This window comes from Paenibacillus spiritus, assembly GCF_008710135.1.
Lineage (GTDB): Bacteria > Bacillota > Bacilli > Paenibacillales > Paenibacillaceae > Paenibacillus_AQ > Paenibacillus_AQ glufosinatiresistens.
Genome location: NZ_VYKK01000015.1, coordinates 1 through 21,226, shown reverse-complemented (window position 1 = coordinate 21,226; position 21,226 = coordinate 1). Strand labels below are relative to the sequence as shown.

General features: G+C 60.4%; 21 protein-coding genes. 7 read left to right on the top strand and 14 right to left on the bottom strand.

Going from position 1 to position 21,226, the window contains the following annotated elements; genetic code table 11:
• The first annotated feature begins 108 nt into the window (after window positions 1-108).
• Window positions 109-717 carry a RadC family protein gene (radC, locus tag F4V43_RS10905; protein ID WP_150458276.1) on the top strand — a complete coding sequence of 203 codons (609 nt, stop codon included), beginning with the start codon at window positions 109-111 and terminating at the stop codon, window positions 715-717.
• 484 nt (window positions 718-1,201) lie between these two features.
• Here radC and F4V43_RS10900 read toward each other — a convergent pair whose 3' ends face one another.
• A complete protein-coding gene (locus tag F4V43_RS10900) occupies window positions 1,202-2,341 on the bottom strand; it encodes a glycosyltransferase family 4 protein (RefSeq protein ID WP_150458275.1) in 1,140 nt (379 codons plus the stop codon).
• Window positions 2,342-2,528: 187 nt separating this feature from the next.
• Here F4V43_RS10900 and F4V43_RS10895 point away from each other — a divergent pair, with 187 nt between their 5' ends.
• Window positions 2,529-3,965 (top strand): RsmB/NOP family class I SAM-dependent RNA methyltransferase, encoded by a 1,437-nt coding sequence (locus tag F4V43_RS10895; protein WP_150458594.1) that lies wholly within the window; start codon window positions 2,529-2,531, stop codon window positions 3,963-3,965.
• Between the two features lie 122 nt (window positions 3,966-4,087).
• On the opposite strand, the gene F4V43_RS10890 is transcribed toward F4V43_RS10895, so the two are convergent.
• The 6 genes from F4V43_RS10890 to F4V43_RS10865 form a co-directional block, all read right to left on the bottom strand.
• Window positions 4,088-4,888 carry an HAD family hydrolase gene (locus F4V43_RS10890; protein ID WP_150458274.1) on the bottom strand — a complete coding sequence of 267 codons (801 nt, stop codon included), beginning with the start codon at window positions 4,886-4,888 and terminating at the stop codon, window positions 4,088-4,090.
• 23 nt (window positions 4,889-4,911) lie between these two features.
• Window positions 4,912-5,679 (bottom strand): pseudouridine synthase, encoded by a 768-nt coding sequence (locus tag F4V43_RS10885; protein WP_150458273.1) that lies wholly within the window; start codon window positions 5,677-5,679, stop codon window positions 4,912-4,914.
• Window positions 5,680-5,683: 4 nt separating this feature from the next.
• Window positions 5,684-7,264: an RsmB/NOP family class I SAM-dependent RNA methyltransferase gene (locus F4V43_RS10880; RefSeq protein ID WP_150458272.1), complete on the bottom strand. Its 1,581-nt coding sequence runs from the start codon at window positions 7,262-7,264 to the stop codon at window positions 5,684-5,686.
• A gap of 97 nt (window positions 7,265-7,361) precedes the next feature.
• Complete coding sequence (locus F4V43_RS10875; protein ID WP_223879856.1) at window positions 7,362-7,841, bottom strand: DUF309 domain-containing protein; 480 nt, start codon at window positions 7,839-7,841, stop codon at window positions 7,362-7,364.
• Window positions 7,819-8,631: a GTP pyrophosphokinase family protein gene (locus tag F4V43_RS10870; RefSeq protein ID WP_150458271.1), complete on the bottom strand. Its 813-nt coding sequence runs from the start codon at window positions 8,629-8,631 to the stop codon at window positions 7,819-7,821. The genes F4V43_RS10875 and F4V43_RS10870 overlap by 23 nt, the downstream gene beginning before the upstream one ends.
• A 42-nt stretch (window positions 8,632-8,673) precedes the next feature.
• Window positions 8,674-9,765: a quinone-dependent dihydroorotate dehydrogenase gene (locus F4V43_RS10865; protein ID WP_191089558.1), complete on the bottom strand. Its 1,092-nt coding sequence runs from the start codon at window positions 9,763-9,765 to the stop codon at window positions 8,674-8,676.
• A gap of 207 nt (window positions 9,766-9,972) precedes the next feature.
• Between F4V43_RS10865 and F4V43_RS19720 the strand changes: the two genes are divergently transcribed.
• Window positions 9,973-10,113: a hypothetical protein gene (locus F4V43_RS19720; RefSeq protein WP_191089557.1), complete on the top strand. Its 141-nt coding sequence runs from the start codon at window positions 9,973-9,975 to the stop codon at window positions 10,111-10,113.
• Window positions 10,114-10,132: 19 nt separating this feature from the next.
• On the opposite strand, the gene F4V43_RS10860 is transcribed toward F4V43_RS19720, so the two are convergent.
• From F4V43_RS10860 to F4V43_RS10850, 3 genes are all read right to left on the bottom strand, one after another.
• Entirely contained in the window at window positions 10,133-11,566 is a 1,434-nt protein-coding gene (locus tag F4V43_RS10860) for a L,D-transpeptidase (protein ID WP_150458269.1), read from the bottom strand.
• Window positions 11,567-11,682: 116 nt separating this feature from the next.
• Window positions 11,683-11,919, bottom strand: coding sequence for a ferredoxin (locus F4V43_RS10855; RefSeq protein ID WP_150458268.1), 237 nt, complete (start codon window positions 11,917-11,919; stop codon window positions 11,683-11,685).
• 132 nt (window positions 11,920-12,051) lie between these two features.
• Window positions 12,052-13,344 (bottom strand): DNA polymerase IV, encoded by a 1,293-nt coding sequence (locus tag F4V43_RS10850; protein WP_150458267.1) that lies wholly within the window; start codon window positions 13,342-13,344, stop codon window positions 12,052-12,054.
• A 190-nt stretch (window positions 13,345-13,534) separates the two neighbouring features.
• Between F4V43_RS10850 and cimA the strand changes: the two genes are divergently transcribed.
• The gene (gene cimA / locus F4V43_RS10845) at window positions 13,535-15,151 is read left to right on the top strand and encodes a citramalate synthase (RefSeq protein ID WP_150458266.1); all 1,617 of its coding nucleotides are present in this window, start codon (window positions 13,535-13,537) and stop codon (window positions 15,149-15,151) included.
• Between the two features lie 68 nt (window positions 15,152-15,219).
• Here cimA and F4V43_RS10840 read toward each other — a convergent pair whose 3' ends face one another.
• Window positions 15,220-15,870: a TlpA family protein disulfide reductase gene (locus F4V43_RS10840; protein WP_150458265.1), complete on the bottom strand. Its 651-nt coding sequence runs from the start codon at window positions 15,868-15,870 to the stop codon at window positions 15,220-15,222.
• Between the two features lie 131 nt (window positions 15,871-16,001).
• Between F4V43_RS10840 and F4V43_RS10835 the strand changes: the two genes are divergently transcribed.
• A complete protein-coding gene (locus F4V43_RS10835; RefSeq protein ID WP_150458264.1) occupies window positions 16,002-16,508 on the top strand; it encodes a Mov34/MPN/PAD-1 family protein in 507 nt (168 codons plus the stop codon).
• Here F4V43_RS10835 and F4V43_RS10830 read toward each other — a convergent pair.
• From F4V43_RS10830 to F4V43_RS10820, 3 genes are read right to left on the bottom strand one after another with little or no spacing between them, the layout of a single operon-like run.
• Window positions 16,490-17,233, bottom strand: a complete 744-nt coding sequence (locus tag F4V43_RS10830; protein ID WP_150458263.1) for an exonuclease domain-containing protein — start codon at window positions 17,231-17,233, stop codon at window positions 16,490-16,492. The two genes, F4V43_RS10835 and F4V43_RS10830, sit on opposite strands and share 19 nt — an antisense overlap.
• Window positions 17,230-18,312 carry a DUF294 nucleotidyltransferase-like domain-containing protein gene (locus F4V43_RS10825; protein ID WP_150458262.1) on the bottom strand — a complete coding sequence of 361 codons (1,083 nt, stop codon included), beginning with the start codon at window positions 18,310-18,312 and terminating at the stop codon, window positions 17,230-17,232. The genes F4V43_RS10830 and F4V43_RS10825 overlap by 4 nt, the downstream gene beginning before the upstream one ends.
• Before the next feature lie 37 nt (window positions 18,313-18,349).
• Window positions 18,350-19,747, bottom strand: coding sequence for an ammonium transporter (locus F4V43_RS10820; protein WP_150458261.1), 1,398 nt, complete (start codon window positions 19,745-19,747; stop codon window positions 18,350-18,352).
• Between the two features lie 243 nt (window positions 19,748-19,990).
• Here F4V43_RS10820 and F4V43_RS10815 point away from each other — a divergent pair, with 243 nt between their 5' ends.
• Together F4V43_RS10815 and F4V43_RS10810 are read left to right on the top strand one after the other, a co-directional pair.
• The gene (locus F4V43_RS10815; protein ID WP_150458260.1) at window positions 19,991-20,416 is read left to right on the top strand and encodes a MerR family transcriptional regulator; all 426 of its coding nucleotides are present in this window, start codon (window positions 19,991-19,993) and stop codon (window positions 20,414-20,416) included.
• 38 nt (window positions 20,417-20,454) lie between these two features.
• Window positions 20,455-21,120: a zinc metallopeptidase gene (locus F4V43_RS10810; RefSeq protein WP_150458259.1), complete on the top strand. Its 666-nt coding sequence runs from the start codon at window positions 20,455-20,457 to the stop codon at window positions 21,118-21,120.
• Window positions 21,121-21,226: the final 106 nt, after the last annotated feature.

Genomic DNA, 21,226 nt, shown 5'->3' with positions numbered 1-21,226 from the left:
CTATTTTGCATAATTATAAAAAACAAATGTGCTAAAAAAGGAAATATTAAAGAATAGAAATCTATATTATATATACGTTAATAAGAAATCACTTGGGAGGAAATGACCATGCGCCAGAATAAAGAGAATGAGTTTAGACAATTAGTCTCTGAATCATTAAGGGAAAGCAACGACAGCTACACAATCCAAGAGCTTTTCCAACGTTTCCCTACAGCCACAGAGCTAATTGATGTATCAGAGCAACAGTTAGTATCTATTAAGGGAATCGGCAAGGGAAAAGCCCGACAAATTACAGCTATGCTAAAGCTTGCTAAGATATTCACACACCCGGAGCAGTCTAACAATGCTATCCGAAGTCCCAAAGACGTTTATAATCTCCTAGAACCCGAACTCCGTTTTGAACAGAAAGAACACTTCATCTGCCTCTTCCTCAACACTAAGAACCGCATTATCTTCAAAGAAGTCATTTCTATTGGCTCTCTAAACGCAGCTATCGTCCATCCAAGGGAAGTATTCCATGCAGCAATCAGACGTTGTAGCGCCTCGCTCATTTGCGCTCACAACCACCCTAGCGGAGACCCGGAGCCGTCAATTGAGGATGTTAATCTGACAAAACGACTCATAGCCGCTGGGGAAATCATAGGAATAGAAGTCCTTGATCATATAATTATTTGTGGCAATCGCTTCTTCAGTTTAAAGGAGCATGGCTTGATATAATCCAACTTTCAACTGGTTGTGTATGTTCCTCTTACTAAAAACCTCTCCATAAATACCTCTGGCATCTGATTGCCACACTCTGTATTAATTCATGGTTATAACCACTTAAATCCTCACTATATCCTGTTGAGCATCCTTCCAAAAAATTCTATCGTTTTGTTAGGGGTGAGGGGAAATTGAACAACATGGAATTTATCAGAGAAAGAATCCGAATTCTGCGCACTGGTAAAGGACAGAGCCAGGAACAACCGGCTTTGAATGCAGGAGTCATTTTTTAATCAGCAATTGTATACCACTCCTGAAATTAGAAATAACCGAGTTATGATTCGTATCGCAAACGTGAATTTTAGTCACAAATTTATTCATGTTCCACGAAGCCGATCCCTTCTTTTGTCTTTTAAAAAAACAATATTGATTTTCGACACAGAAAAAAGGCAGCCGTAACGACTGCCTTTCTTAAATCCTATTAATATGTCCCTTCCCCCTACACCGCCCCCACCTGATACTGCAAATAAATCTTCTTCAACTCATTGGCAACGCGGGTCAGGGAGTACAGGGTCTTGGCTTTCTCCCAGGCGGAGCGGGAGAGTTCATAGCGGTAGGCCGGGTCGGAGATGACTTTCTCCAGCGCGTCGGCCAGGGCCGGGACGTCGTCGGGCTTTACGAGCAGGCCGTTGACGCCGTCGTCGATCTGCTCGGGAATGCCGCCGACGTCGGTGCCGACCAGCGCCAGGCAGCTCAAGGCGGCCTCGGCGAACACGGAGCCGAAGGCTTCGGCCCGGGAGGGCAGCACAAAGATGTCGAAGAACGGCATGAACTCCTCCGGATGGAGGGTGTAGCCGTAGAAGATGGTCTCGTTGTAGATGCCGAGCGCACGGGCCTGATTCTCCAGTTCGCCCCGGAACGGGCCATCCCCGATAATATGCAGCACATATTCATGCCCGCGGCGCTTCAGCTCGCCGCAGGCTTCAAGCAGCACGTCGAGCCCTTTGGCGGGTACAAGCCGGGTGACGGTAACGAGCTGCGGAACGTCATTGTCATGGGCGACGGGCTTGAACCGCTTCTCGTCGAAGCCGTTCGGGATGATGCCGATGCGCGACGGATCGGAGACATACTGGCCGAGATAGCCGGCAAAAGCGGACGACACGGTCAGCAGCCGGTCGCTGATCTGCTCCAGTTCCCGGTAGATGCAGGTCAGGAACTGATGCTCAATCCCGCCTTCCTGAATGGCGCCGTTCAGAATGAGCTCGCGCTCATAGCTGGAATGGACAGTCTGAATGAGCGGAATATGCGGAAAGATCTTCTTCATGGCCATACCGGCAATCGGGTGATGGGCATGAACCAGGTCATACGGCTTGCCCTGCAGCAGGCGGAGCCGCGTCCACCAGAGGTAATCCCGGTACGTCTGGATATATTTCCGGACCACCGGACTATCCCCATAGAGGGTCCAGTCGAAGGTCTCGAATACGATGTCGTCTTTGCCTTTGCCCCGAATCCGCTTGGGCAGCCAGAACAGATCCATCTCCCAGCGTCCGGAGCGGAAGCGTTCCTGCAGATAGGGTATCATGGACGAGACGCCGCCGGGCTGCTCCGGCGGAAAGAAGAGCGCTTGCAGCAGATTCATACGGTAAGTCCCCTTTTCGATAGCCGTCTGATTTCATATTACCGGGATAACCGGCAGGCGGCAACCGACAAAACCGTAACCCGGCCCTTTTCGGGACGGTTGCCTCCGAGTTATGGTACACTGCACAATAGACATGATGACACTGTCATCCGTACCCTTGCTTAAGGAGACTGCCAAGAATATGAACATGAATACGCCACTGCTGCCCCCCGCCTTCGTCAACACTGTCCGCGAACTGCTCGGACCCGAGGCTGAGGCGATGCTCGATACGTACACAGAGCCGAGAACCCAGGGTCTGCGGATGAATACGCTCAAAAGCGCCGGAGGCGCCGGCGCGGCGGCCGCGGCCCGCGCTGCGGATTTGTTCCGGCTGGAACCGGTGCCCTGGTGCCCGGAAGGCTTTTACTACGAAGATCCGGCCCGGCCGGGCAAGCATCCCTACCATGCCGCCGGGCTCTACTACATCCAGGAACCTTCCGCCATGTCGGCGGCCGTACTGCTGAACCCGCAGCCGGGCGAACGGATCCTGGACCTCGCTGCCGCGCCCGGAGGCAAGACGACGGCCATCGCGGCCCGCATGGAGGGCAAAGGGCTGCTCGTCTCCAACGAGATTCACCCCGAGCGGGCCCGCATTCTCGCCGAGAATGTCGAGCGGCTCGGCATCGCCAATACGGTCGTGACCTGCGCGACCCCGGGCGAGCTGGCCCGCCGGTTCCCCGAGCGGTTCGACCGGATCATGCTGGACGCTCCCTGCTCCGGGGAAGGCATGTTCCGCAAGGACCCGGGCGCAATTCAGGAATGGTCTCCGGAGCATGTGGAGCTCTGCGCGGCGCGCCAGTGGGACATCGTGCAGGACGCCTGCCGGATGCTGAAGCCGGGCGGAACGCTCGCTTATTCCACCTGCACCTTCAACCGGGCCGAGAATGAAGAACTGGTCGCCCGGATCATCCTCGGCTGCCCGGGGATGGAGCTGATCGAAGCCCACCGGCTGTGGCCGCACCGGATCAAGGGCGAAGGGCATTTCATTGCGCTGCTGCGCAAGCGCCCCGAAGAAGGCCCGGACGCTGAAGCGTACGAGCGCGCCGCCGGAGAGCCCCCGGCAGCGGCCCAAGCGGAGCGCCGCGGCCAGCGCGGCGGCAAGCCGGGCCGGGCCGGGAGCCCGCGCGTCCCGGGCCAGGCGGCGGAAGCGCTGCGCGCCGTCCGCGAGTGGGCGGCGCAGGATGCGCCGGGCCTGGAGCTGTCCGGCGTGCCGCTGCTCTTCGGCGAGGCGCTGTATCTGCTGCCGGAGGATTTCGCCGATCCCCGCTCCGGCTTCGCGCCGGAGCAGCTCAACGGCCTGAAGACTCCCCGGCCGGGTCTGCATGTCGCCCAGCTCAAGAAGAACCGGATCGAGCCGGCCCATGCCCTGGCGATGGCGATGTCGCCGGAGCAGGCCGCCCGCACGTTCAATCTGGCCGCAGACGCTCCCGAAACGGCGGCCTGGCTGCGCGGCGAGAGTCTGCCCGTAGAGGCCAGCCTGCGCGGCTGGTGCCTGGTCACGGTAGACGGGCTGCCGCTCGGCTGGGGCAAGGCCAGCGGCGGCCAGCTCAAGAATCATCTGCCGAAGGGGCTGCGCATTCCCTGAGGCAGATGATTGCTCTGGAAGTTCCGCACAGGTCCTCCGGACCGTGCGAAAGCCTTATTCACGCGCAAAAGCCCGGCGAAGAATCGCCGGGCTTTTGCGCGTACCTGTGAGAAGAGAGACATTTAGTTCAGCGCATACTCCAGCAGCGCCGCCCGCACCCCGTTCTCGTTGTTGCTGAGCGTAACTGCATCGGCCGCAGCCTTGACCTCGACCGGCGAATTATCGACGGCAATTCCGAGTCCCGCATACGTCAGCATGGAGATATCATTGAAGTAGTTCCCGATGGCCAGCACTTCCTCGCGGGGAATGTCCAGCCGGGCGGCAAGCTCCTTCAGCGCGTTGCCTTTGGAAGCCTGCGGATGCATAATGTCGATGAAGAACTCCCCGCTCCGGGTAACGGTGAAGACCGGGTCCCACAGGCCCCAATCCTTAATCGCCTGCTCAATCACCTCGCGCTGGGCGAAGGCGGTGAACTTGACAATCGGCTCGGCGACCTCCTCCCAGGAGGGCAGCGTCGCAGGCACCAGCTCCAGATGCTCGTACATGTACATCGCTTCCTGGGCCAGATGCTCGACATTGTCCACATAGAGATCGAATGCCGTATTGACGTCAAAATGAATGCCCCGTTCCCGGCAGTACGCAATGTACGGGTCCAGTCCCCGGGCATCCATTCCGTATTGATGCAGCACTTGGCTGTCCTCGACCGCTACCGTAACCGCGCCGTTGTCGGCAAGCACGTAGCCGGTCAGTCCCATTTCCTTCATAATCGGAATCGCATTCTTCGGATTGCGGCCCGTGCACAGCACGATCCGGCTTCCGCGCCGGGTCACCTCGGCGATCGCTTCCTTGTTCGCTTCACTGAGCTGATGCTCGTCGTTCAGCAGCGTTCCATCGACATCCAGGGCAATCAGTTTGTATGTCATGCTCCACCATCCCCTTGCTCTCTTTAGTCTTCCGGCAGCAAAAGCGCCATCTCTTCCGGAGTCAGTTCCCGGCAGGCGCCGGCGGGCAGGGCCTCGTCCAGCATTAGCCTCCCCATCGCCACCCGCTTCAGGAAGACGACTTTCTTGCCGACCGAGAGGAACATCCGCTTGACCTGATGAAATTTCCCTTCGGTGATTGTCAGCGAGATGCGGCTGATTGTCTGGTCTCCGCGCCGCTCGCGGGAGAGAATCGTCAGCTCGGCGGGCTGCGTCCGGTAGCCGTCCTCCAGCGTTACGCCTTCGGAGAAAGCCCGGACATCCTCCGGCCCCACGTCGCCCTCCACATCCGCTTCATAGATCTTCGGCACATGCTTGCGGGGGGACAGCAGCTCATGGGCGAGCTGGCCGTCGCTTGTGAGCAGCAGCAGCCCGACCGTGTCCTTGTCCAGTCTTCCCACCGGAAAAGGCTCGAAGACCGTATAGCTGCGGTCCAGAAGGTCCAGCACGGTCCGGTCCCGCGCATCTTCGGTGGCCGACAGCACGCCCGCCGGCTTGTTCATCATCAGATAAATATGTTCACGGTACAGCACGCGTTTCCCGCCGACTTCAATCACATCGACCGCAGGGTCCACATGCACCGACGAATCCTTGACTGCCAGGCCGTTGACCCGGATTGCGCCCTGACGGGCCATCTTGCGCAGCTCGCTGCGGCTTCCGTGTCCCATATGGGCAAGAATTTTGTCCAGCCGCTGGGTGCGTCCCCGGCCTCCGGCCGTATCTTTGCTAGGCATCGTCTTACGTCCACCTCCATCCGGCAGGATATTCGTTCTTCAGCACGCCGTCCTGCCATTTGCCCCATCCGGCCGAGTAGCCGTCGATGCAGACGAGCACATAGCCCTTGGGCTCCGCTCCGGCTGCAAGCGCCAACCGTTCCGGCGGGACCGTCAGCGTCTCGCCCTTGAGGTACGAGACCGCCTCCGGGCTGCCGCTGTCCAGCGACAGGCTGCGCCGGCTCTCTTCCGCCTTCAGCGCCGTGGCCAGCGGATGGCCGGGAATGAACCGGCCCTTCCGGGCTTCGCCCAGATACCAGCCGGGGCGGACGGTCTTCAATCCGTTCAGCGCTTCCGGCGGCAGCGGAGACAGGTACAAATGGTCGCCGAAGCGGATGAATTCACCGCTTGGAACGGCGGTCAGCTGCCCCGCTGCGAAGGCGGCAAAAAGTCCGGCGGCATCGGCGGCGCCGGCCGCCTCTCCCGCTCCGCTTCCGGCGCGCCGCACGCTGCCCGGCTGAGCGCCCCGGGAACCGGCCTCGGCCCCCCGGCCCTTGCCGCCGCCTCCGCTCCGCCGGTTCTCCCGCGGCGGACGGACGGCCAGGGAACGGCCGTCGTCTGCTCCGCGGTCATTCCCGGCCCCCGTTCCGCTTCCGCAAGCGGCGCCTGCCCCGGCAGCGGGAAGTTCCGAAGGCGCCGCGGAAGCTGCTCCATCCCGATCCTTAACCAGCACCGCGAGAAAATGCCCCTCGCCCTTGATAAGATGCGGCCACAGCCGGGCCGCCTCCGGCAGAGGCGGGAAGCCGGGCATCCAGCCCTCCGCGCCAAGCGCCGGCACCGCCCGGAATTCCGGATGTCTCGCCAGGAAGCCCGCAATGCTGCCTTCGTTCTCTTCCGGCGAGAAGGTGCAGGTGGAATACACGAGTCTTCCTCCCGGCGCCAGCGCTCCGGCGGCGGCTTCCAGAATCTCGCGCTGCATCCCGGCGTAGCGGTCCGGCGACTCTTCATTCCACTGGCGGACCATGTCCTCGTCCTTGCGGAACATCCCTTCGCCCGAGCAGGGCGCATCGACCAGGATGCGGTCGAAGAACGCCGGGAACGCCGCTGCGATCCGCCCGGGACTCTCGTTGAGCACCACGGCGTTCCGCACGCCGCACAGCTCGATATTCTTCGCCAGCGCCTTCGTCCGGTCGGGGTGCAGATCATTGCTGACCAGCAGCCCTTCTCCGGCCAGCTTGGCCGCAATCTGCGTCGATTTGCCGCCGGGAGCAGCGCACAGGTCGAGCGCCCGGTGGCCGGGCTGCACATCCAGCAGCTCCACCGGCGCCATGGCGCTGGGCTCCTGGATATAATAGAGGCCCGCGTGATAATACGGATGCTTGCCCGGACGGGCGCTCTCTTCCGTATAGAATCCGGTGCCGCACCACGGAATCGGCTCCAGCCGGAACGGACTGATCGCCGCCAGCGTCTCGGCCGGCACCTTCAACGTATTGACGCGGATGCCGCTGTGCGGCTTCTGGCTGTAGGTGGCCGCAAAGGCCTCGTAGCTCTCGCCGAGCAGCTCCTGCATGCGGGCCGTAAATAATGGGGGAAGCTGTGCTGCCATACCCGTCCTCCTGATTCGGATTGCTCCGCTTTCTTGATCCTGTTAAAAGACAGACACCCTTGCGGGTGTCGTCGGCTTGCTATGCATTCAATCCGGCTTATTCCTGCTTGCCGGCCGGGTTCTTCCGGCGGCGGGGTCCGCGCTGCTGCGGAACATTCGGCGCCAGCGTCCGCGACCTCAGCGACACTTCCTTCGCCAGCGCTCCGTCCACGATCTCGATGTCGAGATCGTAGTACGCGAACGGGGCCTCCGCGCCGCGTTCCACGGCCTCCAGCCGCTGCGCGTACGCCGCGCATTCGGCTCTCAGCTTCCCGAGGTCGATGCCGAGCGTTACCGCCGGGTACTTCTCCAGCCGCCCGGCCGAGCTTGCCAGCATCATCCGCGCTCCGCGCACGTTGCCGCTGCGGTAATGGTAGAGTCCGACCGCAGCCTGGAGCAGCCCCTTGTAGAGCGGGTCCCGCTCCCGGGCCAGCCAGAGCTCTTCCAGCACCTCATGGCACTCGAAGTAGTCGCGGTCCCGGTTGAAGTAGATCAGGTACGCGACGTACAGCGGTTCATAGACCATCCGGACTGCCATTCTTCTTCGCCGCCGAGATCAGGGCGCGGACTTCTGTCAGCAGCTCCTTCATCGCTTCCATGTCCTGCGCCTGCCAGATTTCGTTGAACCGCTCCTGGCTGGCGATCGCTTCGTTCACCAGGTGATAGAAATAGAGCTGGTGAATGGCGTGCAGCACCTGGGTCGTCGTATTCGAGTTCTCCTCGAACGTCTTCTGCGCATCCAGAATTTCCTCCCGGATGCTGGACATTTCGGCGTCGAGGATCGAAGCGGCCTCGGCCGCCGTCTTCAGCCGCAGCCGAATCTCGTCCGGGAGGCTCTCCCGGTATTTATAGTTGAGCGAATGCTCGATCGTAGCCCAGAAATTCATCGCCAGCGTGCGGATCTGAATCTCGGCCAGCACGATCTTCTGGCCCAGCGCCGTCTGCACCGGGTATTTAATAATCATATGGAAGCTGCGGTAGCCGCTTTCTTTATAGTTCGTAATGTAGTCCTTCTCGTACAGCACTTCCAGGTCTTTGCGCGCGCGGATCATCTCCGCGACCCGCCGGATGTCTTCGACGAACTGGCACATGATGCGGATGCCCGCCATGTCCTCGATGCCCGTCTCCAGATCTTCCATCTTCACATTGAGCCGCTTGGCCTTCTCCAGAATGCTGGACAGCTTCTTCACGCGGCCCGTAACGAATTCGATCGGCGTGTATTCCTCCCGCTTCTTCAGCTCCGAGCGCATGGTCTTGAATTTGACCTTCAGCTCTTCCACCGTCTGTTCATACGGGAGCAAAAAAGTGCCCCAATCCCTGCCGTCCATCGTCCTTCCTCCTGTCTGTAGCTGCTTCCCGGGCGCCGCTCTTTAGCGGTGATCCGCTCCGACCGCTTCCGAGATATGCCCGAAGCCGTCGCGCCGGAGCAGATTCCGCAGCCCGGCGTGCAAGCGCCGGTTCACCTCCGGCCCCTCATAGATCAGCGCGGTATAAATTTCAACCAGACTCGCGCCGGCTCTGATTTTATCGTAAGCGTCCCGGGCCGTAAAAATGCCGCCCGATCCGATAATCGGGAGCCGGCCGCCCGTCTGGCGGTAAATCGCCGATATGATCTCCGTCGACCTCTTCGCAAGCGGCCGGCCGCTCAGCCCGCCTGTCTCTCCGGCATGCCGGTGGGTCAGACCCTCTCTTGAAATCGTAGTGTTCGTGGCAATGACGCCGTCAACCCGGGCCTCCGTCAAGGTATGTACAATGCCTTCCAGTTCTTCGGAGGACAGGTCGGGCGCAATCTTGACCAGCAGGCTCTTCAGCCGGCCGCTCTTGTCCCGCTGCAGCTCCATCTCCTCCCGCACGCCCGCCAGCAGCGCTGCCAGCTCTTCCCCGTGCTGAAGGCTGCGAAGCCCCGGCGTGTTCGGGGAGCTGATGTTCACGACAAAAAAATCACCGTACGGATACAGCGTACGGATGCACTCGCGGTAATCGTCATGGGCCGCCTCGTTGGGCGTCGTCTTGTTGCGGCCGATATTCACGGCGACGGGGATGCGGCGGCGCGCCTTCTTCAGACGGCCGGCCATCGCGGCCGCTCCTTCGTTGTTGAAGCCCATCCGGTTAATCAGCGCCTCATCCTCCGGCAGACGGAACAGCCGAGGCTGTTCGTTGCCCGGCTGGGGCCGCGGCGTAACCGTACCGACCTCCATGAAGCCGAAGCCGATACTGGAGAAGCCTTCGACCGCCTGCGCGTTCTTGTCGAGGCCGGCGGCAAGGCCGACGGGACTCGGAAAATGCAGGCCGAACAGATCGACCGCAAGCTCGGGCGTCTCCGGCACGCCGTACATCAGCCGCAGCGCGGAGGAGCCGCCCGGCACACCGCCGGTCTTCGCAAGTCCGCCGACGACGAGATGATGCGCTTTTTCCGGGTCCATCTTGAAGAATAAAGGTTTCGCTACATAAGGATACAGCACCGTTCTCGCTCCTCTTGGGGTTCCAGGGTTTCTTCTTAATTCTAGCCGTTTCCGCCCCAAAAGAAAAGTTTTTGTCTGCCTCGCGCCCTCCGCCGGAGCAGTCCGGCGGGTATGAGCGGGAGTATAGTATTTTTGTTGAAAACGCATTACAATAGAGGGCGTACACGGCGTCTTATCCGATTTATGAGAAAAGGAAGGTCGAGTCCTATGTCAGCCAACAAACGCAAGCCCCCAACCCTGCAGCAGAAGAAGGAAGAAGTCAACCGCGGCGCCATTCTGTGGATCAGTCTCACCCTTGCTGCAATTGTCATTGCCGTCGGCGTTCTGCTGATCGTCACGGGAAGCTGAATTGTAGACAAGCTGCATGCTAATTCAGCCAGCGGTATACTTTGCGGGGGTTGGTCTGATTCCCTGTATCCGGCAGATCCAGACGGTTCTGCGGATGCAGCGGCTCATCGGGCAGAACCCCTTTTGTTATGCTCACCGGCGTGCCCCGGGGCGCCAGATCGAACAATTCCTCGATGTCCGCTTTGCCCATCCGCACGCAGCCCAGCGACTCATCCCTGCCGATGCTGTCCGGCTCGTTCGTTCCGTGAATGGCGTAATTCGTATCCGAGAGCTGCATGCCCCGGCTGCCAAAATCCCCGTCGTCCTTCCCGTTCGGATTCACGACTTTGTCCGTCAGCACAAAACGCCCCTCCGGCGTTCGTTCTCCGCCCAGCCCCACCTTGTAGTTGCGCAGAATCACATTCCCGCTGACCAGCGCCAGACGGTGATTCGCCTTGTCCACAATGATCTCAAGCGGTTGGCTGAAAAGCGCCCCCGATCCGCCTCCGGCGCCCGGCGGCCCGGCTTGTCCGTCCGCTCCGGCTCCGCCCGGAGCCGCGCTTCCCGGCAGCGCGGCGTTCCCGCCGCCGGAAGCAGACGCAGCTGCCCGCAGCAGGCCGGGCAGCTCGCGCTCCATCGCCGGCGTCAGGCCGGTCAGCCAATTGCCGGGGTAGTCCCCGGCCAATTCCCCGGCTCCCGCCGGCAGGCGCCCTTTCGCCGCCCGGAAGGCGGCGACGGCGCTCGCCAGCACGGCGCGCTCCTCCTCGCGCGCCTGCCACTGCGCCGCCGCGGCGGCGAGCCCGGCGTCCGGACGGCCGGGCGTGCACGAGCACACGGCGGCATCGTACGCCGTGATCGTGGTCTTGCCCCGCCCGTCCTTCTCGGCCAAGAAGGACAAGGGCAGCTTCTCGCGCCACAGCAGCCAGCGCCCGGCGCGCTCCATGCCGAGGACCGCCGTCGTCTGCGGTCCCGGCCCGGTCCCCGGGCCCGCGAGCTGCGCAGCCGCGCTCGCGAAGCCCGCTGCGCCGGCCTCCCGCGCCGTGAACGCGGGAGCGCTCTGCGGCGCAGGCGCTGCGGCGGAGCCGTCAGTGCCTGCCGCAGCCTCGCCAGCCGGCGCAGCCGCCGGGACCGCGGCGACCGGCCGCGCCGCGGGGCCGCCGCCCGGCGCGGCCGCGTTCGCCGGGATCAGCGCGAGCAGCGCCAGGATCAGCGCAAGCAACGAGCGGCGGAGCCGAAGCCGGCGGCGCTCCTTCTCGCGCCCGGCTTCGAGCAGCCGCTCCTCGTAATCGCGGAGCAGGTCGGCGGGCACCTTGCTGTGCTCGAACGCTTCGTAGACGCCCCCCGCCTGGTTGAAGCAGTAATTCGCCTTGCCCTCCTGCCCGCTCTTCAAATATTCCTTGCCCAGCAAATACCAGGCCATCTTGTTCTCGGGATGATTCTGCACATACTGCTTGAGGTATTGCGAATTCTTCATGGCGTCCTCTGCCCTCCGCTCTCAAGGGGTAACAGCAAAAGAGACACCCCGCCGCACTTCCTGCGGATACGGGATGTCTCTTATTGGTCCTTTTGCCGGGCGAGGCAAAAGGAATCTTACTTGTTGAAGGGCTCGTCCGCAATCTTGATCGAATCGGTCGGGCAGCCGTCACAGGCATCCTGAAGATCCTCGAACAGCTCGTCTGGAATTACGGTTACGCCGCGGTTGCCGTCATTCTCGTAGATGACTTCAGCCAGGCCTTCGTCATCGTAGTCATAAATGTCAGGGGCCGTCGCGCCGCATGCGCCGCATGCGATGCAGGTGTCCTTCTCGACCCAGGTATACTTCGCCATAATCTATTACGCCTCCTGTTATTCGCCAAATCATGTATGGTCCATCATACCTTAATTAGCGCCCGATTTCAACGACATTCTGGCGAACCTTACGGCTTGATCGCCGCTTTGCGCACGCCAGTCTGCCGTGCTCTAACGCTCTCCGGGATGATGGAGATTATCTTTCTGAAGCGACGTTCCCCGGACTTTGTCGTCCCGAAGAAGAGCGGATTTCGGATCGGCCAGCATGCCGGCCGTCAGCACGGCGTTCTCGCCGAACTTGTTGCGCAGCATGTCCATCGCCTTGTTCAGCGATTCCTTCTTCGGCTGGCGTTCGTACTCGAACAGATCAAGCTGAACCGCCGCTTCCTCCTTGGGCCGCAGACCGTGCAGCGTAACGCCGAGCAGACGGACCGGCTTGTCTTCCTTCCAGTGTTTCCCGAACAGTCCGCAGGCCGCCTTGTAGACATCCTCCGCCGATTCGGTCGGCGTATCGAGCTGCCGGGACCGGGTGATCGTCTTCATGTCCGGCGTGCGGATCGTAATCTGCACGCCCGAAGCCATCAGTCCCTGCCGGCGCAGCCTGCGGGCGACCTGGTCACAGATGCCGAGCAGGACCGGGCGGGCCTCTGCGAGTCCCGCAATGTCGCCGGGCAGCGTAATGGTGTGCCCGATTGACTTGCTCTGCTCCGGCTCGGGATTGACCGGCGATTCGTCCAGACCGTTCGCCGCCCGTTTGAGCCAGGAGCCCATGATGCCGAAGACGTCGCGCAGCAGGCTCTCGTCGGCAGCCGCCAGCTGGCCGATGCTGTAAATGCCGAGCCGCCGGAGCTTCTCCGCCGTCTTCGCGCCGATGCCGAAGAGCTGTTCGCACGGCCGCTCCCACAGAACCGAAGGCACGTCCCGGAGGCGCAGCACCGAGATGCCGCTTGGCTTCTTGAGGTCCGAGGCCATCTTGGCGAGCAGCTTGTTCGGCGCGATGCCGATTGAGCACGGCAGGCCCAGCTCCTCGCGGATTCGCCGCTGAATTGTCTCGGCGATCTGCGGCGGTGTGCCGAACTGCTTCGAGCCCGTAATATCCAGGTAGCATTCGTCAATCGAGACCGCTTCAAGCTGGGGCGTATAGCTGTAGGCAATCTTCATGAAAGCCGAAGAATACTTGCGGTAGAGCCGGAAATCCGGCTGGATGACCAGCAGCTCCGGGCAGATCCGCAGCGCCCGCTGGACCTGCATTCCGGTGGAGATTCCAAGCCGCCGGGCCGCGTAGGAGCAGGTTACAATAATTCCTTTGCGCAGCTCTACGCTTCCCGCCACCGCCGTCGCCTTGCCCCGGTAGAGCTCCGGCTGCTCCGCTTCATGGACCGAGCAGTAGAACGCATTCATATCCACATGCAGAATGACTCTGCCGTTCGACGGATAGTAGCGGTTAACATCGTCCTCCGTCATGGTCTCACCTTCTTCCGGTCCCTCGCAGATCCGATTAAATCGATACCTTCTATTATACCACAGCAGGCGGCGCGGCGGATTCAGAACTTCCCCTTCGCTCTGCCTCCTTATTCCCGTCGGCTCACTCTGTTACACTCCCGCGTTAAATGCTATAATGGATGAATTCATTCCCTTTGAAGGAGGATTCATAATGTCTACGTCCATCACCATCTTCGATACCACGCTGCGCGACGGCACCCAAGGCGAAGGTATCAGCCTGTCCGCAGACGACAAGCTGAAGATCGCCAAGAAGCTTGACGATCTGGGTGTGCATTTTATTGAAGGTGGCATCCCGGGGAGCAACAACAAGGACATTGAATTTTTCCGGAGGGTCCAGTCGCTCGGGCTTCGCGCTAAGATCAGCGCCTTCGGCAGCACCCGCCGCAAGCATTCCCTCGCCGAACAGGACGAGAACCTGCAGCGCATGCTGGCCGCAGGCGTGCCGGCTGCCACGCTGGTTGGCAAGGCATGGGATTTTCATGTGCATACCGCTCTGCAGACTACGCTCGAAGAGAATCTGGCTATGATCGGCGATTCCATCGCCTATCTGAAACGCAAGGGACTGGAGGTCGTGTTTGACGCCGAGCATTTTTTTGACGGCTACAAGCACAATCCGGAATACGCTGCCGCCGTGCTGTCCCGGGCGCGGGAAGCGGGCGCGGACTGGCTCGTCATGTGCGATACGAACGGGGGCACGCTGCCGGGCGAAGTCCATGAGATCGTCTCCGCCGTCGGTCTGGCCCTTCCGGGAGCGCCTCTTGGCGTGCATACGCACAATGACTGTGAGCTTGCGGTGGCGAACACGCTGGCCGCCGTCCAGGCGGGGGCGCGGCATATCCAGGGCACCGTCAACGGCTATGGCGAGCGCTGCGGCAATGCCAATCTCTGCTCTCTCCTTCCGACGCTTCAGCTGAAGATGAATTATACCTGCATTCCTCACGAATCTATGGCCCAGTTGACGAATACCGCCCGCTACGTCAGCGAGATTGCGAACGTCAATATGCCGGTGAACCAGCCGTATGTCGGCTCGGCCGCTTTTGCCCACAAGGGCGGCATTCATGTGTCGGCGATTCTCCGCGATTCCCGCACGTATGAACATATCGAGCCGGAGAAGGTCGGCAACAAGCAGCGGGTGCTCGTCTCCGAGCTCGCGGGGCAGAGCAATGTGCTCTCCAAAGCGCAGCAGATCGGGCTTCATCTGGACCCCAGCAGCGAGCAGGCCCGGAAGATTATCGACCGGATCAAAGAGCTGGAGCATCAGGGCTACCAGTTCGAAGGAGCCGACGCTTCGCTGGAGCTGCTGCTTAGAGAAGCGACCGGCGAGATCGACGAGCTGTTCACCTTTGAGTCTTTCAAAATGCTCGTAGAGAAGACCGCCGGCGGCAGCGTTGTCTCTGAAGCTTTCGTGAAGCTGAATGTTGCGGGCGAGAGCTTGTATACGGCGGCCGAAGGCAACGGTCCCGTCAACGCTCTGGACAATGCGCTGCGCAAGGCGCTTATTCCGTATTTTCCTTCGCTGCGGGATATGCACTTGTCCGACTACAAGGTTCGCGTGCTGGATGAGCAGGACCAGACGGCGGCCAAGGTCCGCGTCCTGATCGAATCCAGGGACTACCGCACAGCCTGGAGCACCGTCGGCGTCTCGGGTAACGTGATTGAAGCGAGCTGGGAAGCGCTGGTGGACAGTATGCGCTACGCCCTTCTCGGTCTCCATTCGCCACAGCCGGTGCGGACCGAATTCGGACAGCGCGGCCTCGTCAACCATTAATCCTTTCTCAAGCCTCAGCCCTGCTTGCATAATAAGCCGCGGATGCGGCTTTTTCGCTTGTTTTCCAGCTATCGGGAGTGCCCTGGAGCGCTCTGCTCTACCGTCTGCTCCATCCGGCCAAGCGCCCGCCCTAGGCGTTCTTCATTCAGGCCGCCGACGATCACCTCGGTCACGACGCCGTTCCTGTCGATCAGGATGCTCGTCGGAAAGACCGTCCCCCGGTACAGCCTGTATACCGAACCGTCCGTGTCGTACAGAATCGGGAATTTCAATCCGTACTTCCGCACCATGCGCTCGGCGCTTCGGCGGTCGTCATATCCGGTTACGTTGATCCCATAGACGTCCAGCTTCCCGGCATGGGCTTCGGCAATCCGGTTCAGCGCCGGCGCTTCGTCCCGGCACGGGCCGCACCAGGACACCCAGAAGTTCAGCAGCACCGCCTTCCCGCGCTCGCCGCCCAGGCGATATTCGGAGCCGTCCCTTCCTTGCAAGGTAAAAGCGGGAGCCCGCATCCCCGGCTCGGGTCCGGTCTTCAGCTCTTTCCTTACCTCTTCGGCCGCCGCCGCTGCCGTCTCCTGCGCCGGCCGGGCGGCCAGCGCCGGAATGGCTCCGGCTCCGGGACGTTCCGATACACTGCGGCCGAGCAGCACGCCCGCCGCTGCGGCCAGAGCCGTCAGCAGGACCAGCCAGCCGCGCATTGTCTTCCGGTTCCTGTTCATTGGCGCACCATCCCTCCTTGTCGTTCCAGTGTCCCCGGCCGCGCCGGGTTTCAAACGGCACAGGCGGCAGCGCACCAAAAAAAGAGGATTTCGCCGGAGCGAAATCCTCAAGAAGAGAGAGGGGTAAAGCGATGACAGCCTTCCAGGGCGAGATTTCAGCCATTCGGCTGAAGCCCGCCGTACAGCAAGAGCTGGGGAAGCATCTGCTGACCAGTCTTCCGCACGAAGCCTGCGGCGTCCTGCTGGGCGCTGCCGCAGCGGGAGGCATGCGCATCGACGGCTACATGCCGATGCGCAACGTAGCGCCTGACCCGCTGCATTCCTTCGTTCCGCATCCCGCCGATTGGGTCCGGGCCGTGTGCCGGACCCCTTCTCCTGTCGGCCTGTTCCATTCCCATCCCGCTTCTCCTCCGGTGCCTTCCTCGGCGGATCTTCGCGGGCTGGCAGGATGGCAATCCCTCTTTGCCGTCTGTCTGATCGGTTCCCCGCCCGCGCAGCAGGGCGAGCTGCCGGTCTGGAGAGGCTACCGTCTGTCCAGCCGCGACAGGGACGGCAGCATTCCTTCAGGCATGGAGGCGGGACTTGAACTGGTTCCACTTGAACTGGTTCCGATTCCGGTTCACGTTCTGCTGAGATAAGCGTACAGGTCTCCCAGCGTCTCGACTTGGCGCCGCCGGGCGATATCTCTGAGGTAGCTAACCCAGAGCTCGGCGGTCATGCGCGCATCCGCCAGAGCGTTATGCCTGTCCCGGATCGGAATGCCGTGAATAGCCAGCAGCTCATCCAGCGTATAGCTGCTCCGGCTCGGTTCCAGCCAGCGGGCCAGCATCATCGTATCGAGCACCCGGTGCGTCAGCTGGACCTTGGAGGTCTTCCATAGCGCCGTGTTCAGGAACGCCTTGTCATGGGCACTGGCATGGGCGACCAGCACCCGCTGGCCGACGAATGACAGGAAGCGGTGCAGACATTCGATCAGCGGAGGAGCTTCCCGGGTCATTTCAGCCGAAATGCCGGTCAACTCGGTAATGGACGCCGGGATCAGACAGGTGCAGTTGACCAGGGTATAGAAGGTCTCCTCCTGAATCTCCTGCCCGATGACCTTAACGGCTCCGAAGGAAATAATCTCGTCGCCGCCCTGATGCGAGAACCCCGTCGTCTCCAGATCGAATACGACGGTCTCCAGTTGGGACAGCGGCGTATGCAGCACTTCGGGACGCCGCTTCTCCCGCATGAGCGACCGCAGAAACGCCATCTGCTGGGCCGACTGCTGCGAAGCCGCCCCCCCGCGCATCGAGGCCAGGGCAGAGGGCATTCCTCCATGCCGCAGTGTACTCCAGAATCCCCCCGCTTTCGGTTCTTTCATAGCTGTCTCCTTTCCGCTGACCGAAGCTGGCGCTGCAAGGCGCGGTGAATGCGCCGGACCAGCAGCAGGCTATCCCGCAGTTCCGACAGGAGCCGTTTATCCTGAAGCGCTTCTTCCGAAGCATAATCGCTCCCGATCAGCATTCCTTCCTGAACCGTATAGGCGGTCTTGGCCCGCATGCCCAGCGCCGTCAGGAAGGCTTCCTTCACTCTGCCCGTCCAAGCTTCCTCTCCGCCTTCCGCCAGAAGTTCAAGGCGCTGCAGCGTGGAGGTGGCCCGGATGCCCCGGGACAAGGATACGTGTCTGACACTGTTGACCAGCGGAATATACAGTCCGTATTTGACATCGAATCCGCCGGCATGGTCGCCGAAGCGCTCGGTCATCACCTGGCCAAGCAGATTCAAGGTGGCCTTGTGGCGCACCGTGTTGCGCAGAACGGCAACCTGCAGCCGCTCGTTGTCGCGGAATCCCTCGTGAAAATGATCCAGCCACGCTTCGGTCAAAGCACGGTCTCCTGCAATATGCCTCAGGTCGGAAGCGATAATCAGATAGCGGACCGCTTCCCACTCGAACCGTGCCCTCCATTCTTCCAGCTGCCTCTTCCACTCCGGCAGCGTCTTTCTCCACATCGGCTCCGAGCACATGACCTTGCCGGGACATTTCTCATAACCGACCTCAGCCAGCAAGCGGGACAGCCGGAATCCGAAATTCTCAAAATACCGGCTCAGCTCCTCCGTCTCCGGCCCTTCCATAATGAGCCCGTTGTCCTGGTCGCTCCATAAAGTCGCTTCCTGCCTCCCTGCGCTGCCGAAGACAACGAAGGAATAAGCACAGGGAGGCGGGCCATGGCCCGCCTCTTCCATCTGCATTTCACACAGTTCCACCGCCCTGCCCTGCACGGCATCGTGCATTCGGTTAACCCGCTGCATCCAGACTTCAATCGGCAGCGTGTGAAGCTGTTCCAGCAGAATCGACTGGCATTCCATGCGCCTGCGCCTTAACTCCAGAGGCGAACCGGCTGTTAGCAGACCCCGGAGCCCCGGCTGTCCGTGCCAATCCTTCGTATCCGGCAGTAGCATATGGTCCGCCTCCCGTGTAAGCCGTGAATGCTTCAGATCAGTTGCCCAGCGTCTTGGACTCGGAATCCGTTACAAGCTTCATCTGTTCCGGATATCCGTAAGTGCCGTGTTCACTGAGGTCCAGGCCCATCAGTTCTTCTTCTTCGGTTACGCGAAGACCGTTGACGACTTTAATGATATAGAGGAAGACGAAGGACAGCACGGCTACGAAGGCGAACGATCCGGCAACGCCGAGCAGCTGGATGCCCAGCTGATGGAAGCCGCCGCCGTAGAACAAGCCTGCCTTGCCGACGAGCGCATTGGCCTCGATGAGATCCGGGTCTGCGAACAAGCCTGTGGAGACGGCGCCCCACATCCCTGCAATACCATGAACAGAGAAGGCGTAGATTGGATCGTCAAGACCGGCGCGCTCCAGCCACTGGGAGGTCATGAAGGTGAAAGCGCCGGCGACCAGACCGATGATGACGGCTGCCCAAGGCTCAACGAAGGCGCAGGCGCCGGTAATGGCAACCAGAGCGGCCAATACCCCGTTCAGCATAGCCGGAATATCGGATTTGCCGAAGTAGAGCCAGGAAGCGATCAGAGCGGCCAGACCGCCTGCCGCAGCCGCAATGTTCGTTGTCAGAGCAACATGGCCGAAGAATCCGCCCATCGGGGACAGCGCGCTGCCTGGATTGAACCCGAACCACCCGAACCAGAGAATGATAACGCCGAGAACCGTGAATACTTGGTTATGACCCGGGATAATAACCGGCTTGCCTTCTTTGTTGAATTTGCCGAGCCGGGGTTTAAGCAGAATGGTAGCTACAACCGCTGCGGTTGCGCCTGTCAGATGGACGACCGTCGAACCGGCGTAGTCCTGCATGCCGAGGTCGGCGAGCCAGCCGCCGCCCCATACCCAGTGGGCCACTACCGGATAGATGAAGACCGAGAACAGAATGCCGAAGATAATGTAGACGCTCAGCTTGGCGCGTTCGGCCATCCCGCCCGATACGATGGCCAGCGATACAGCGGCGAAGGCCAATTGGAACAGAAATTTAACATTCGTTGTCACATCGGAGAAGCCCAGCGCATCTGCAAAATCCTTGACCATCGAATCCCCGCTGTACATAAAGCCGGTGGTGCCGAAGAAGTCGTTCCCGTTGCCGAAGCCGAACGCAAAGCCTACTGCCCAGAAGCACAGCGACGCGATTGCCAGCGTCAGCACCGTCTTGCCGGCCACGTGGCCGGCATTCTTCATCCGTACCGAACCCGCTTCAAGCAACGCGAAGCCTGCCTGCATGAAGAAGACGAGGATAAAGGCCAGGAACGTGAACGCCGTATCCAGTCCGATCTGCAAATCCGGCGTTGTCGGTCCGTCTGCCGCGAATGCACTTACCGGATACACCATGAGGGTAATCATGGCTAAGATGAAGCACAACCATTTTCTTTTCATTGATCCCCACTCCTTATGTTATGTAATCTGACAAATGATGAAATTCTTATTGTCATTATAAGCAATGGCAGCAAACTTGACAAGAATATTTTTCAGGAAAGCCAAAAAAAATGCGGTGTGCTTTCCGGCAGCCTTTTTCCGAAGACATTTTCGCTAAAGCATGACGTTTGACTGTACGGTTTCGGGTTGATATGATGAGTATAGGACATGATAGAAACGGGGTGATCGCTTGGGGATACCGTCCTGTACCGTATCGGCGAGTTGGCCAGAGCGGCGGGCATCAGCGAGCGGACGGTCGATTATTATACGAAGCTCGGTCTGATCTCGCCCGAATCGCGCAGCCAGAAGAATTACCGGCTCTACAGCCGTGAAACCCTGGTCGCTCTCGAGCGTATTAATCAATTGAAGCAGGAGAAGTATTCATTGGAAGAAATCCGATCCATGCTGGAGAAGTGGAGTCCGGCAGCGCCCGATCCCGCCGTCTCCGCCAAGCTGGCCGAATTGGAAGCGCATATGCAGCGCGTGGAGCGCGATGTCAGAGCGCTTGAGCCTTTCTTGAGCCAGCTTAAGCCCAGCCAGGCCCGCAGGGCGCTCGCAGGGCTGATTCCGCAGGGAGCGGCCTGCATGGAGGCGATTCGGCTGCTGCTGTCGCAGGGGCCGCCGATGTAATACCGCTATTGCATACTTACAGTGGAGGGACACTATTTATGATTTATTTGCTCATAATTATCGCCTTTATCTTGACGATCTGGGCGCAGTTCAGAGTGAAGAGCACTTTTAACCGTTATGCCCAGGTACCGAACGAGAACGGATTAAGCGGCTATGAAGCCGCCCGCCATATGCTCGACTCGAACGGATTGCAGGATATCCCGATCGAGCCGGTTCCCGGCACGCTGTCCGACCATTACGACCCGATTCACCGCGTCGTCCGCCTGTCGGAGCCGGTCTACTACGAGCGCAGCATCTCGGCCGTATCGGTTGCCTGCCACGAAGTCGGCCACGCCATCCAGCACAAAGTGCATTATCCGATGCTGGTGCTTCGTCACCGGATCTTCCCGCTCGTGAACTTTGCTTCCGGGATTGCTCCGTTCCTGCTGCTTGCCGGGTTCATGTTCAATTACTTCAACCTGATCGGAATCGGTATCATCTTCTTCTCCGCTTCCGTTGCGTTTCAGTTGATTACGCTCCCGGTCGAGTTCAACGCCAGCAACCGGGCCCGCCAGGTGATGGTGGAACAGGGTTATATCCGCAACGAGGAAGAACGCGGAGTTGCGAAGGTGCTGAACGCGGCAGCGCTGACCTATGTGGCAGCCGCTCTCGTCTCCCTGCTGGAGCTCATCCGTCTGATCGGCATCTTCAACAATCGAGATTAATGGCTTCCATAGACAAGACTGGTCAAGACCCCATTTAGTGGACATTGAAAAAAACACCTAGGTTGCAAGCTGGCGTCGGTACTCTACTGGCGTCAGTTTGTTTAAT

Coding starts and splice junctions, on each gene's coding strand:
- radC (WP_150458276.1), top strand. CDS start 109: ATGCGCCAGAATAAAGAGAATGAGTTTAGACAATTAGTCTCTGAATCA.
- F4V43_RS10900 (WP_150458275.1), bottom strand. CDS start 2,341: ATGAATCTGCTGCAAGCGCTCTTCTTTCCGCCGGAGCAGCCCGGCGGC.
- F4V43_RS10895 (WP_150458594.1), top strand. CDS start 2,529: ATGAATACGCCACTGCTGCCCCCCGCCTTCGTCAACACTGTCCGCGAA.
- F4V43_RS10890 (WP_150458274.1), bottom strand. CDS start 4,888: ATGACATACAAACTGATTGCCCTGGATGTCGATGGAACGCTGCTGAAC.
- F4V43_RS10885 (WP_150458273.1), bottom strand. CDS start 5,679: ATGCCTAGCAAAGATACGGCCGGAGGCCGGGGACGCACCCAGCGGCTG.
- F4V43_RS10880 (WP_150458272.1), bottom strand. CDS start 7,264: ATGGCAGCACAGCTTCCCCCATTATTTACGGCCCGCATGCAGGAGCTG.
- F4V43_RS10875 (WP_223879856.1), bottom strand. CDS start 7,841: ATGGCAGTCCGGATGGTCTATGAACCGCTGTACGTCGCGTACCTGATC.
- F4V43_RS10870 (WP_150458271.1), bottom strand. CDS start 8,631: ATGGACGGCAGGGATTGGGGCACTTTTTTGCTCCCGTATGAACAGACG.
- F4V43_RS19720 (WP_191089557.1), top strand. CDS start 9,973: ATGTCAGCCAACAAACGCAAGCCCCCAACCCTGCAGCAGAAGAAGGAA.
- F4V43_RS10860 (WP_150458269.1), bottom strand. CDS start 11,566: ATGAAGAATTCGCAATACCTCAAGCAGTATGTGCAGAATCATCCCGAG.
- F4V43_RS10855 (WP_150458268.1), bottom strand. CDS start 11,919: ATGGCGAAGTATACCTGGGTCGAGAAGGACACCTGCATCGCATGCGGC.
- F4V43_RS10850 (WP_150458267.1), bottom strand. CDS start 13,344: ATGACGGAGGACGATGTTAACCGCTACTATCCGTCGAACGGCAGAGTC.
- cimA (WP_150458266.1), top strand. CDS start 13,535: ATGTCTACGTCCATCACCATCTTCGATACCACGCTGCGCGACGGCACC.
- F4V43_RS10840 (WP_150458265.1), bottom strand. CDS start 15,870: ATGAACAGGAACCGGAAGACAATGCGCGGCTGGCTGGTCCTGCTGACG.
- F4V43_RS10835 (WP_150458264.1), top strand. CDS start 16,002: ATGACAGCCTTCCAGGGCGAGATTTCAGCCATTCGGCTGAAGCCCGCC.
- F4V43_RS10830 (WP_150458263.1), bottom strand. CDS start 17,233: ATGAAAGAACCGAAAGCGGGGGGATTCTGGAGTACACTGCGGCATGGA.
- F4V43_RS10825 (WP_150458262.1), bottom strand. CDS start 18,312: ATGCTACTGCCGGATACGAAGGATTGGCACGGACAGCCGGGGCTCCGG.
- F4V43_RS10820 (WP_150458261.1), bottom strand. CDS start 19,747: ATGAAAAGAAAATGGTTGTGCTTCATCTTAGCCATGATTACCCTCATG.
- F4V43_RS10810 (WP_150458259.1), top strand. CDS start 20,455: ATGATTTATTTGCTCATAATTATCGCCTTTATCTTGACGATCTGGGCG.